Origin of the sequence: Gemmatimonas aurantiaca, assembly GCF_037190085.1 — a bacterium.
Lineage (GTDB): Bacteria > Gemmatimonadota > Gemmatimonadetes > Gemmatimonadales > Gemmatimonadaceae > Gemmatimonas > Gemmatimonas aurantiaca_A.
In genome coordinates this window covers 241533-253465 of the sequence record NZ_JBBCJO010000005.1, presented here as the reverse complement: position 1 = coordinate 253465, position 11933 = coordinate 241533, and the positions used below count along the sequence as shown (strand labels likewise).

Below are 11933 nucleotides of genomic sequence, written 5' to 3'. Positions count from 1 at the left end.
TCAACCCCCCGCCGCGTCTTCGTTGTACGCGCGGATGATGTCGCGCACGAGACGATGACGGACGACGTCGGCCTCGGTGAAGTAGTGGAACGAGATGCCGTCGATACCGTGCAGGATGCGTTCGATCTGCATGAGCCCCGAGTCCTCGCGGCGCGGCAGATCCACCTGCGTCTTGTCACCCGTGATGACGATCTTCGAGTTCACGCCCAGACGCGTGAGGAACATCTTCATCTGCATGCCGGTGGCGTTCTGCGCCTCGTCGAGAATGACGAAGGAGTCGCCCAGCGTGCGGCCGCGCATGAAGGCCAGCGGTGCCACTTCGATGGTCCGCGTTTCGATGAGCTTCTGGATGCGCTCGAACGGAATGAGATCGTCCAAGGCATCGTACAAGGGACGCAGGTACGGATCGACCTTGGCCTGCATGTCGCCGGGCAGGAAGCCGAGGCTTTCGCCGGCCTCCACGGCCGGACGGGCCAGCACGATGCGACGCACCCGTTTGCGCATGAGTGCATCGACGGCGGCAGCCACGGCCAGATAGGTCTTGCCGGTGCCCGCCGGACCGATGCCGATGACGATGTCGTGCTCGGCGATCTTCGCGAGATACTCGGCCTGGCCGGGTGTTTTGGGCTGCACCCCACGCCGGGCACCGGGCAGGACGAGCGACCCGTTGGTGGCACCCGGCGCTTCGGCCGGCCGTTCGATGAGGGAGAGGCGCAGCACATCGTCGGCACTCACGGCCTTGCCTTCGCGCACCATCATGATCATGGCCGCTGCCACCCCTTCGGCGCGCGCCACCGCATCGGGATCGCCGGCGAGCGACAGATGATCTCCACGAAGCGCCACCCGCACACCGGTGGCGCGGCCGAGCTCCACGAGATTGCCATCATTCACACCGGCGAGAAGCTGCTGGTCGGCGCCTTCGACGGACAGCCGCGTGGTGACGGCGCCGTCGCCATTGCGATCACTGCGTGGTTCGGTCATGAGACGTCGGAAGTGCGGACGGCAATGTGCAACTCGTCGAGATCGTCGGCGGGCACCGCAACCGGTGCGCCTTCGAACAACGAACGGGCCGCCGTGGTTTTCGGGAAGGCAATGACGTCGCGCAGGGAGCCGGCGCCCGACAACAGCATCGCGATGCGGTCGAAACCGAAGGCGATACCGCCGTGCGGCGGCGCGCCGGCGCGCAGCCCTTCGAGCAGGAATCCGAACCGACGCTCCTGCTCCTCCACGTCGCCGATGCCCAGCAGTGCGAACATGCGCGACTGCACGGACGGATCGCTGGTGCGGATGCTGCCACCGCCGAGTTCCGTGCCGTTCAACACGACGTCGTACGCCAGCGCACGCCAGCGCGCGGGCTCGTCGGGGAAGTTGCGCATGTCTTCCGGGTGCGGCGCCGTGAAGGGATGATGCACCGCGGCCAGCGCGCCCGTGACCGGGTCCTGTTCGAACATGGGAAAGTCCATGACGATCAGGAAACGCGCCGCGCGTTCGTCGACGAGTCCGAGGCGCCGCGCGCACTCCTGCCGCACCCGGTCCAGCGCCGGGCTGCTGATGTGATCGGCTGCCGCCACGAACAGGGCGAGATCACCATCCTGCAGCCCGAAAGCCACCTGCGCCTCGTCGGTGAGGAACTTGGCGAGCGGTCCGTCATACGCACCGTCCGCCTTGCGCAGGCGGAGCAATCCGCCGGCACCGGCGCCCTTGGCGAGTGCCTCGAGCTCGTCCACCTGCTTGCGGCTCCACGCCGCGCCGCCGGGCACCACGAGACCGCGCACGCGGGCTCCCGACGCCATCGCCGTCTTCGTGACGGCAAAATCGAGGCCGGCAAAGATGGTGCTGTGGTCGCGCAGCACGAGACCATACCGCAGATCCGGCCGGTCGCAGCCGTACTGTTCCATCGCATCGGCGTAACTCATCCGCTCGAACTGCGCGGGGATCTCGTGGCCGGCTTCGCGCCACAGCGCGCCGATGAGACCCTGCGCGAGCGTGAGGATATCCTCGCGTTCGATGAACGACGCTTCGATGTCGATCTGCGTGAACTCGGGCTGCCGGTCGGCGCGCAGATCCTCGTCGCGGAAGCAGCGGGCGATCTGGAAGTACCGATCGAATCCGCAGCACATGAATAACTGCTTGTAGATCTGCGGCGACTGCGGCAGGGCGTAGAACTCACCGGGGTGCACACGACTTGGCACGAGATAGTCTCGCGCGCCTTCTGGCGTGGGCTTGGTGAGAATGGGCGTTTCGAGTTCGAGGTATCCCCGCTCGCTCAGGAAACGCCGCGTGACCTGCATCAGCCGATGCCGGAGAATGAGATTCTCCTGCAGTTCGGGACGGCGCAGATCGAGATAACGGTGACGCAGGCGCAACTCCTCGGCGGGCATCTTGTCGCCGCGACCGCGTGCCACCGGCAGTGCTGGCGTCACGGCGGGTCCGACCACGCGCAACGAGGTGACGCGCACTTCGACTTCGCCGGTGGCCATGTCGGGATTCACCCGATCGGCTTCCCGTGCCACCACTTCCCCTTCGCAGAGCACCACCGATTCCACGCCCACGGCCGCTGCGGCCTGCTGCACGTCGCCCGCCGTCCAGGCGGGGCCAAAGGCCAACTGCACCAGCCCCGTGCGATCGCGCAGATCGATGAAGACCAATCCGCCGAGGTCGCGGCTGCGGTGCACCCAGCCCCCGAGGCGGACGGTGCGCCCGACGTCCGTCCGCCGGAGGAGGCCACAGGTATCGGTGCGTAGCGACGTGGCCAACACGGACAGCTCGGACGGAAGCGACATCAGGGATGAAACTCCAGAGAGGACGGGTCAGGGGCACCTGCCGACGGGACACCGCGGCATGCGACCGACCGGGGAAACGAGGCAGACATCGTGCAAACGTCGAAAGTTAAATGTGTTAGGAGACCCGGGGTAGCAGTTTCGTCACAGTCGTTCGCTTGACCCGTCCTCCGGGCGCCGTTTAGTCTCCCGTATGCGCCGCACACTGATCTGTGGGCTTGCCGCGTTCGGTTGGGCCAGCGGGCTCGCTGCACAGGGCGTGCCTGCACGTGACTTATGGGAGTTCCCGCTCGGAGCCATGTATGAGCCGCCTGCCCTGGCATCCGAGCCGGGAGCGGGACTCTGGAATCCGGCCACGATCGCGCTGCGGGCCGGCGAGCGGTATCGCTTCGGGGTGGCTTCGTTGTCCGCAGGGTCGGCCCAGGGCGTGGATGGTCAGTTGCTCAGTGTCGCCGCGCGCCGCAGCTCGGGGGCGACGTTCGGCCTCAGCGTGGCCCGCGCCGCCATCGGTGGACTCGTACGTACCGACACCGATCCGCAGGCCATTGGCGAGGTGCCGTATGCGACGTGGCTGGTGAGCGTGACAGGTGCCCGCGAACTGGTGCCGCATCTGACCGTGGGCACCGCGTTGCGCTGGCGGTATGGTCGACTGGATCAGGCCTCGGGTGATGCGTTGGCTGCCGACTTCGGCGCGGTGCTGCACGATCTGCCGTGGCGTAATGCGCGCGTGGCGGTCTCGAGTTTCCTGTGGCGTCCCGGACGCGAGATCGACGATCGGCCCGCGCTGTTGTCGGCAGTGGATCTTCGCGTCGTGGGTCATGAAACGGAGCGGGAGATGCGCGCCGGATTCAGCTATGACAATGTGAATCGTGGCGCGGAGGAATCCGGTCCGTTCGTGTCGGGACGGCGCGATCGGGTGGAAGCGCGTTTTGGCTACCTGCGTTCGCATGTCGGCGGCGAGCCGGTGAATCGGCTGCGTTCCGGACTGGCGCTGCACTACACCCGCTTCGTCGTGGCCATCGCCCGTGAGGAGGGTGTGTCCGGTCTCGGGCCGATCTATCAGTTCACACTCAGCTCGGTGCTCAAGTGACCACCATTCCCGATCTGCTCGACTTCGACCCCGACGCGGCGCTGGCGCTGCTCGGCGAGTGGATGACGGCGCGTGGTGAACCCTCCTATCGCGCCACGCAGGTGTTCGGACGCCTCTGGCAGCGTCCGGTGCGCCATTTCGACGAGATGACCGAGTTGCCGAAGGCGCTGCGGGAGGCGCTGGCCCAGTCGTTCCGCATCTCGTCGCTGGAACTGGCCACACGTCAGAAGTCGATGGACGGCACGGAGAAGTTCCTGTTCCGTCTGCACGACGGGCAGTTCATCGAAACGGTGGCCATCCCCGACGGCGATCGCCTGACGTTCTGCATCTCGTCGCAGGCCGGTTGCGCGCTGCAGTGTGCGTTCTGCGCGACCGGCGCGATGGGCTTCCAGCGCAACCTGCACCCCTCGGAGATCGCGGGACAGGTGCGGGAACTGCGCATGCTCACGCCCCCTATCGTTCCGACGAACATCGTGTTCATGGGCATGGGGGAGCCGCTCATGAACTGGAAAGCGGTCAGCCCGACGCTCACCCTGCTCAACGATCCCCGCGCCCTGGGCATCGGTGCGCGGCACATCACGATCTCCACGGTTGGCGTGCTGCCCGGCATCGTCGCGCTCGCGGCGCGCCCGGAGCAGTTCCGTCTCGCGATCTCCATTCATGCGCCTTCGGATGCGCTCCGGCACACGCTGATGCCGATCAATACCAAGTATCCGCTGGCGGATGTCATCGAAGCGGCGCGGGCATTCGATCGGCGTGTCACCTTCGAGTATGTCATGCTCGGCGGCGTGAACGATCAACCCGAGCATGCGGCGCAACTGGCGCAGCTGGCGCGGGATTGCCGCGCCTTCGTGAATCTCATTCCGCTCCATCCGGGCGGTTCCATGGGGTTCACGCCCTCGACGTCGGCCACCATCGCGGCCTTTGCCAGGGCGGTACGGGCGCGTGGCGTGGAGACGGCGGTGCGTCGCAGCCGTGGGCTCGATATCGCCGCGGCCTGCGGACAGCTACGGACGGAGCGGCTCGGTCGGCGGCTGCCAGTCGCGACCGAGCAGCACGGTGAGGTCCACGTAGCGTGAGGTGTCGGCGCTGGTGGTGATGGTGCCCACGCCCAGCGCGCGCTGCAGATGTCCGGCCCATTCGGTGTGCCCGGTGTGCACCACGATCTGCGTGTCGTCGCGGCCGGTACGTTCCGAATCGTAGTCCACCACGTCGTACCCGAAGTCGCGGAGCACGAGCGTCGCCCGCCGCGCCAATCCCCGCACGCCCGATGCGTTGACCACCCGCACGACGACCCGTACGCCCGCGGGGGCGCGGGCACTGCTGTCGTTGGGAGACACCGTCGCACCGGCAGCGCCGCTGGTGCCCGCCTCGCCCGGGCGTCCCTGCAGCCACCACGCCACGCCGGCACCACCGGCGACGAGCAGCAACAGCGCCAGCGCGATGAGCCACCCCCGTGCTCCACTGGGCCGGGGTTCGGGAGGTTCCGGCCAGGTCGGGAATCCGTGAGTCATGTGGAGGTCATGCGTGAGTCACGCGCGGATCATGACGGGGCGGCGTCAGCGAACGTGATTCCAGAGCGCGACGGTTTGCGGCGCGAGGCCCTTCCCTTCACGAATGGTCCATTCGAGACGCAAACGCACCACCTGCCGGAACACGGCGTCGAACGCGTCGGCCACCCGATCGGCAAGAAAGGCGCGATCCGCCTGCATGAAGGTGCGGCCGGGCTCGAGGAAGTCCGCCATGTACAGCGCCCGACCGGTGCGCTCCCAGGTGGAATTGCCCACGGTGTGCCAGCGAATGGCGTCGAGCACGTCGGCGCGTGTTTCGCCTTCGTGCTCGAGGCGCAGCGCGGCCGCGGGGCCATGCAGCATGCCGAGCGGACGCTCCTGATCGCCCGTGGCGGCCCGCAACGTGGCCTCGTCTGCATCACGCAACGCGTCGTGCCAGCGCCCCGCGTCGATCCACGCGCGATGCTCCTGCGGAGGGAGGGTCATCTCGCCGGCCCATCGATCGAGCAGCGCCACCACCCGCTCGATATGCGCACGCCGGCGCTCCGTCACCACCGCCCACGACGGGAGTTCGAGGGTCGTCACGGGTGCTCGCCTATCGCTCGTCGAGCGCCGCGCGCAGCGACCGCGTCAGGGCAATGGCATCGTCAACCGAGCGACCCGCCGCACGCACCAGCGCACTGCCCACCACCACGCCATCGGCGAGGGCCGCCGCGGCTTTGGCGTGGGCCGGCGTGGAAATTCCGAAGCCGATGCAGATGGGAAGCGACGTGGCGCTCCGCAGGCGTTGCACCGTCTCGGGCAGGTCATCGGGCAGCGCATCCCGCTCGCCGGTCACGCCCAGCCGGCTGATGAGATAGACGAATCCGCCACCGTGCCGTCCGATTTCCTCCATGCGCGGCGCCGGTGTGGTGGGCGCCACGAGACGCACAAAATCGAGCCCGCTGGCACCGAACCAGGCTTCGCGCTCCGGATCGGCCCCGACGGGCAGATCGGTGGCCAGCACGCCGTCCACACCGGCCGCGCGTGCGCGATGCAGTACATCGTCGCCCCCGGCAAGAATGGGATTCAGATAGCTGAAGAGCACCACCGGAATGTCCAGCGCCGCCTCACGCACCAGGTCGAGCGTGCGGGAGAGTGTGATGCCGTGATCGAGCGCCACCTGCGAACTGTGCTGGATCACGGGGCCGTCGGCCATCGGATCGGAAAACGGCACACCGATCTCGATGACATCGGCACCGGCATCGGCCAGCCCGCGCAGCAACGCCACGCAGGACACCGGGTCGGGATGGCCCGCCGTGATGTAGCAGACGAGTGCCTTCCGCCCTTCTGCCGCGAGCGCGCGGAATCGCGCGGTCAGACGTGAAGGGGCAACACCGCCCGATGAGGAGACGTGCGATGCGGACTCGTCAGGCGAAGTGGTCGCCGATGCTGATGCCATAACGGTGTGGATCCTCGGTGCGGATGATGGTGCGAACAAACTGGCCAGACGCATCCCGCACCGTAAGGTCCACCAGCGAGGCATCCAGGACCGGATTGCCGCGCTCGTCCATCAGAATCCGGATCAGCGGCCGCGAGAGCGCCGACGCATCCGGATTGCTGGCCATGACGAGCGCAATCTCGAATGTATCGAGCACCACCACCGTGCCGACAGGATAGATGCCCGACAGGTTGATGAACGCCTTCACCACCACCGGATCGAGGCCCAGCCGCGGGTTGTCCCGCATGCCGCGCAACACATCGGCCGGTGTCCACGGCGCTTCCTGATACACCCGGCTCGTGGTCGCCGCATCGAAGCCATCGGTGACCGCGATGATCTTGGAGAACAGCGACAGTGTGCGCGGCCGCACATGACGCGGATAGCCGGACAGATCCGTGCGCATGTGATGCTCGTACGCCGCCGTCATCGCACGCCAGGGCCGCGTGGCCACGCCCGGAATGCCGAACAGCGCGAGCACCCCCTGCCACGTGTGCGTCTGCAGCAGCAATCGTTCGGTCTCGTCGAGTTCGCCGCGCTTGTTGAGCAGTTCCAGCGGCACACGCGACTTGCCGAGATCGTGCAACAGGGCCGCGAGTCCGAGATCGAGCAGTTGCAGTTTGGTGAGGCCGAGCCGGCGTCCGAGCGCCACTGACATGATGCAGACGTTGACGCTGTGGACGAAGGTGTATTCGTCGAAATCGCGCAGCGTGGTGAGCCCCATCAGCGAAGTCGAATCGTTGAGAATCGAATCGACGATGCCCTGCACCGCGCGCTTGACCCGCTTGAGTCCCGGGCTCTTGCCCATGCGCGTGGAGGTGATGATCTCGCGCGTGACGTCGAGCGAACGTACGTAAGTCTGTCGCGCCCGTTCCTTGGCATCCAGTTCCGCGTCTTCGCGCACGCCCTCGTCGAGCGGCGGCGTGAGCTCGAAACCGGTGACATTCGCCTGCTCGAGCCGTTGCGTGAGCTGGGCCAGACGCTCCTCTTCGGGATACTCCAGAGGCGGCGACTGCAGGAACGACAGCAGCACCACCCAGGCGCGGGAGTCCGGGCGTCCCAGCAGGGTCACGCCACCGATGCCTGCCTCACGGAACAGGCCGAGCAGCGACGCCACCGCGGCGTAGTTGTCGAACGACAGGCGGAGCCGCGTCTCGTTGAGGAACAGGAAATCCCCCACCCGGCGCAGGGCGCACTCGTCCTCCGCCTGCAGGATGCGCTCGGCGCAATTCCCGAGTTCCGTGATGGCGCGCTGAACGGCCGCGTTTTCGATGGGATAGAGACGCACGGCGCGTACGGCGCTGTTCATGGCCACCACGAACGCGCGAGCGTGTTTCTGGGCCGTCCCCCCCGGGGAGGCGGAAGGGAGGCCCGACGACATGGGACCCGTGTCCGACGCCAGCTCACGCGCGGCGGTCTGCATGCCCGTCATTGGCCACCCCGCATCGCACGCGCGACGGCATTGCGCACCACCACGTCTCTCGTATCGGCGGCGCGCTGGAGCGCATTCATGGCCACGGGCGTGCCGATGAGTCCCAGTGCGCGCGCGGCGCAGGCACGCACCTCGGCGTTCTCCCGCGCACCCAGCAGACCGCGCGCATTGAGCAGCGTATCGAGTTCGTTCACACCGGAGTTGCCGCACATCGCGCCAAAGGCTTCGAAGAGCGCCATCTTCTCTCCGAGGTCCGCGGCGCGGGTGTCCTTGCGTCGGATGGCGTCGAGCAGACGTGGCAACGCCCCGGCATGTTTGCGCGTGCCGATGGCCCGATAGGTGGCAACACGCACATCTCGGTCGGCATCCTCGATGGCCCGTTCGAGTGCCTGCAGAGCGCTCGGCGATCCGATGTCGGCGAGAACCCCAACGGCTTCCGCACGGATCTGCGTGTCGGCCACGCGCAGGAGACGAGCCAGGCCCGGTACCGCGGCCGCCGTGCCCAACTGCCCCACCAGACGCAATGCGCCGCGCACGACGGCTTCCTTGGGATGCTCCAGCAAACGATTGAGTTCCGCCGTGTGCGCCCCCGCCAGACGGAGGGACGCACGCTCGATGGAGGCGCGGGCCGGCGAGGCACTGGCGCTGCCCAGCCACATCACCAATGGCTCCAGGGCTTCCGGACGCAGCTCGGTGAACAGCGATTCGAGCAGCGAGGCCACCGGCGTGCGTGTGCTTTCGTCGAGCGCATGCAGCAACTGCGCCACCACCGAGGGTTCGCTCAGACGACCCGGCAGGGCCTGCAATGCCTGCACGACCATGTCGCTCATGTTGGAGCGCCGTGCCGCGGTCGCGGCCTCCCGCAGCACGTAGGCCACCAGCTCGTAGTCGCCGAGCGTGAGGAACTCGAGCACGAGCTGATCGAGAATGCTCAGCACCTCGTCCTGAGCCTCGGGTTCCGGGCGGGTCTCGAGAATGTCGAAGAGACTGGCGAGTACCAGACGCCGCTGGTCTTCGGTGTATTCCCGACGCAGTTCGTCCTGGAGATACGTGGTTTCGCGCTGATCGAGGAAATACAGCGTGGTGTCGAAATCCTCGACCCGCACCCTGCCGTCGGGCGGTCCTTCGCCCGGCGGCTGCGTTTCCGCAGGCGGAACCGCGAGAGGCGCCTGACCCGGCGCGAAGCTGGCGACGCCGGGGCGATCACCCGACGACATGAGCATCGGCTCCACGCCATTGCCCGCGTCCACGTAGCGATACGTCACATGACCGAGATCGGCCACCCACAGCATGGTGACGAGATCGTCGTCGTCGGTGGTGGCGGCCCGCGCCCGCTGCAGCAGGGTGAGCAGCGTTTCGAGATCCTGCGCTTCACACCCGGGCTGGAAGGCGATGGCCCGCAGCCCATCCCGATACAACAGCCAGGGCAGCGATTCGCTGGCCCGCTCGGCGTCGTGAAACACCGGGCGGCCTTCCCACAGGAACGACGACTCCTGCACCTGAATTTCGAGCATGGGTTCGCGCGCCCAGACCTTCGCAAAAGCCTGGCGGACGATTTCGAGCGCCTGTCCGCGCGCCGGATTGTTGGGCAGATACAGCTGCACGGCACGCAACGCTTTCGACAATGCGCGCAGCGCATCCTCGACGGCGGAGATCGCCTGAGGCGAAAGCGTGGATTCGTGCACGGCCGTGGTCATGCGGGCATCATGCCGGAATCAGGCGCGCGGAACAGGGAGAGGTCACACATCGGGCAACGTGTGCTGGCTGATGGTGCCGACGTCCTTGTCCCCACGACCGCTCACACACAGCAGCACGGGTTCGTCTTTGGCCCAGCGTCCGGCCGATCGTTCGATCCAGGCCACGGCGTGCGCGGTTTCGAGGGCCGGGATGATACCTTCGAGACGACTCAGCACCGCGACGCCGCGCAGCGCTTCGGTATCGGTCACCGAGTCGTAGAGTGCACGACCGCTGGCATGCAACCACGAGTGCTCGGGGCCCACACCAGGGTAGTCGAGCCCCGCCGAGATGGAGTGCGCCGGATGCACCTGCCCGGCGTCGTCCTGCAGCAGATAGCTCAGCGAGCCGTGCAACACACCGGGCCGGCCCTTGGTAATGGACGCACTGTGCCGATCGGTATCGAGTCCGTCGCCGGCCGCTTCGACACCCACCAGTTCCACGCCGGCATCGCCCACGAAGCCGGCGAAGATGCCCATGGCGTTCGAACCGCCGCCCACACACGCGACGACCGTGCGCGGCAGGCGGCCGGCACGCTCGAGCATCTGCGCACGCGCTTCCCGCCCGATCACGGACTGGAACTCCCGCACCATGCGCGGATACGGGGCCGGTCCCACCACCGAGCCGATGATATAGTGACTGTCATTCACGGTCGTGACCCAATCGCGAATCGCCTCCGTCGTGGCGTCCTTGAGCGTCCGCGTCCCGGCGGTGACGGGGACGACGGTGGCTCCGAGCAGGCGCATGCGGAAAACATTCAGCGCCTGACGCTGCATGTCCTCCTCGCCCATGTATACGACGCACTCCAACCCGAATCGGGCACAGATCGTCGCCGTGGCCACCCCGTGCTGCCCCGCCCCGGTTTCGGCGATGATGCGTCGCTTGCCCATGCGGAGGGCCAGCAGCGCCTGTCCCACGGTGTTGTTGATCTTGTGCGCGCCGGTGTGATTGAGATCCTCGCGCTTGAGCCACACCGGCGCTCCGATCCGTTCACTGAGCCGGGGCGCGAAGCTGAGCGACGTGGGACGTCCGACATACTCCCGCAGCAGTCCGTCCAGTTCATCACGAAACGCGGCATCGGCGAGTGCGGTGTCGAACGCCGCATCGAGTGCATCGAGCGCCGGAATCAGCGTCTCGGGCACGTAGCGCCCGCCAAATGGGCCGAAGCGATCGCTGCCTGCCACCTGCTCCACCATCGTCATTCTGTGCTCCCTGTCTGCGCTGCCGTCACGAACTGTCGCACGCGCTCCGGATCCTTCACACCAGGCGCCGCTTCCACGCCGGAAGATACGTCCACGACCTGAGGAGCCAGCAGTCGGATGGCGGTGGCCACGTTTTCCGGCCGCAGGCCGCCCGCCAGCACCAGCGTGAGCGAGGGGACCTGCTGCCGCAGTCCGGCCATCGCGTCACGCAATCCCGACCAGTCCAGTGCGACACCGGTTCCGCCAAGCTGCCCCACCACGTGTGCGTCGAGGACCAGCGCATCGGCCGCCTGAGCCAGCGCCACCGTTCCCTCAGGGAACGTCTGCCCCGCCACCCGAATCACCGGCCACACCAGACGCCCCGTTTCTTCCCGTAGTCGTACGACCATACGCGCCCGCTTTTCCGGATCCCCCTCGGCGATGGTGCCATGCAGTTGCAGCACGTCGAGATCGAGCCGTTCCGCGATGGACACGATCTCTTGGGCCGACTGGTCACCGAACACGGCCACGCGTCGCACACTCTGACGACGTGGGCCCAGCACGAGACGGGCGGCATCGACCGTGAGCAGCCGCGGCCCACCGGCGAGGATGGCGCCAAGGTATGAGGCACCCTGCGCCTCGGCATGATCGGCATCGGCCACACGCGTGAGACCGCAGATCTTCACCCGCATCTTCGTCGGCGTCTCCACGCTCCGGCTCACCTTCCG

Annotated in this window: 11 protein-coding genes; 2 read left to right on the top strand and 9 right to left on the bottom strand. The window is 67.3% G+C overall.

Annotated elements, in window-relative coordinates:
- Positions 1–981 (bottom strand): PhoH family protein, encoded by a 981-nt coding sequence (locus tag WG208_RS06815; protein WP_337170587.1) that lies wholly within the window; start codon positions 979–981, stop codon positions 1–3.
- A complete protein-coding gene (gene aspS, locus WG208_RS06810; protein ID WP_337170586.1) occupies positions 978–2783 on the bottom strand; it encodes an aspartate--tRNA ligase in 1806 nt (601 codons plus the stop codon). Before aspS ends, WG208_RS06815 begins: the two co-directional genes overlap by 4 nt.
- A gap of 295 nt (positions 2784–3078) precedes the next feature.
- Between aspS and WG208_RS06805 the strand changes: the two genes are divergently transcribed.
- A complete protein-coding gene (locus WG208_RS06805) occupies positions 3079–3870 on the top strand; it encodes a hypothetical protein (RefSeq protein WP_337170585.1) in 792 nt (263 codons plus the stop codon).
- The gene (gene rlmN / locus WG208_RS06800; RefSeq protein WP_337170584.1) at positions 3867–4949 is read left to right on the top strand and encodes a 23S rRNA (adenine(2503)-C(2))-methyltransferase RlmN; all 1083 of its coding nucleotides are present in this window, start codon (positions 3867–3869) and stop codon (positions 4947–4949) included. The genes WG208_RS06805 and rlmN overlap by 4 nt, the downstream gene beginning before the upstream one ends.
- Here rlmN and WG208_RS06795 read toward each other — a convergent pair.
- The 7 genes from WG208_RS06795 to WG208_RS06765 are packed head-to-tail and all read right to left on the bottom strand — an operon-like array spanning position 4878 to position 11915.
- Positions 4878–5384, bottom strand: coding sequence for a LytR C-terminal domain-containing protein (locus WG208_RS06795; protein ID WP_337170583.1), 507 nt, complete (start codon positions 5382–5384; stop codon positions 4878–4880). The two genes, rlmN and WG208_RS06795, sit on opposite strands and share 72 nt — an antisense overlap.
- 45 nt (positions 5385–5429) lie before the next feature.
- Complete coding sequence (locus tag WG208_RS06790) at positions 5430–5966, bottom strand: hypothetical protein (protein ID WP_337170582.1); 537 nt, start codon at positions 5964–5966, stop codon at positions 5430–5432.
- A 10-nt stretch (positions 5967–5976) separates the two neighbouring features.
- Positions 5977–6822, bottom strand: coding sequence for a tryptophan synthase subunit alpha (gene trpA, locus WG208_RS06785; RefSeq protein ID WP_337170581.1), 846 nt, complete (start codon positions 6820–6822; stop codon positions 5977–5979).
- A complete protein-coding gene (locus WG208_RS06780) occupies positions 6791–8290 on the bottom strand; it encodes an HD domain-containing phosphohydrolase (RefSeq protein WP_337170580.1) in 1500 nt (499 codons plus the stop codon). The genes trpA and WG208_RS06780 overlap by 32 nt, the downstream gene beginning before the upstream one ends.
- Positions 8287–9987, bottom strand: coding sequence for a HEAT repeat domain-containing protein (locus WG208_RS06775; RefSeq protein WP_337170579.1), 1701 nt, complete (start codon positions 9985–9987; stop codon positions 8287–8289). The genes WG208_RS06780 and WG208_RS06775 overlap by 4 nt, the downstream gene beginning before the upstream one ends.
- Before the next feature lie 42 nt (positions 9988–10029).
- The gene (trpB, locus tag WG208_RS06770; protein ID WP_337170578.1) at positions 10030–11226 is read right to left on the bottom strand and encodes a tryptophan synthase subunit beta; all 1197 of its coding nucleotides are present in this window, start codon (positions 11224–11226) and stop codon (positions 10030–10032) included.
- Positions 11223–11915: a phosphoribosylanthranilate isomerase gene (locus WG208_RS06765; RefSeq protein WP_337170577.1), complete on the bottom strand. Its 693-nt coding sequence runs from the start codon at positions 11913–11915 to the stop codon at positions 11223–11225. Before WG208_RS06765 ends, trpB begins: the two co-directional genes overlap by 4 nt.
- Positions 11916–11933 lie beyond the last annotated feature (18 nt).

What these genes read in the sequence shown, in the direction of transcription:
- WG208_RS06815 (WP_337170587.1), bottom strand. Translation starts at nt 981, where the DNA reads ATGACCGAACCACGCAGTGATCGCAATGGCGACGGCGCCGTCACCACG.
- aspS (WP_337170586.1), bottom strand. Translation starts at nt 2,783, where the DNA reads ATGTCGCTTCCGTCCGAGCTGTCCGTGTTGGCCACGTCGCTACGCACC.
- WG208_RS06805 (WP_337170585.1), top strand. Translation starts at nt 3,079, where the DNA reads ATGTATGAGCCGCCTGCCCTGGCATCCGAGCCGGGAGCGGGACTCTGG.
- WG208_RS06795 (WP_337170583.1), bottom strand. Translation starts at nt 5,384, where the DNA reads ATGACTCACGGATTCCCGACCTGGCCGGAACCTCCCGAACCCCGGCCC.
- trpA (WP_337170581.1), bottom strand. Translation starts at nt 6,822, where the DNA reads ATGGCATCAGCATCGGCGACCACTTCGCCTGACGAGTCCGCATCGCAC.
- WG208_RS06780 (WP_337170580.1), bottom strand. Translation starts at nt 8,290, where the DNA reads ATGACGGGCATGCAGACCGCCGCGCGTGAGCTGGCGTCGGACACGGGT.
- WG208_RS06775 (WP_337170579.1), bottom strand. Translation starts at nt 9,987, where the DNA reads ATGACCACGGCCGTGCACGAATCCACGCTTTCGCCTCAGGCGATCTCC.
- trpB (WP_337170578.1), bottom strand. Translation starts at nt 11,226, where the DNA reads ATGACGATGGTGGAGCAGGTGGCAGGCAGCGATCGCTTCGGCCCATTT.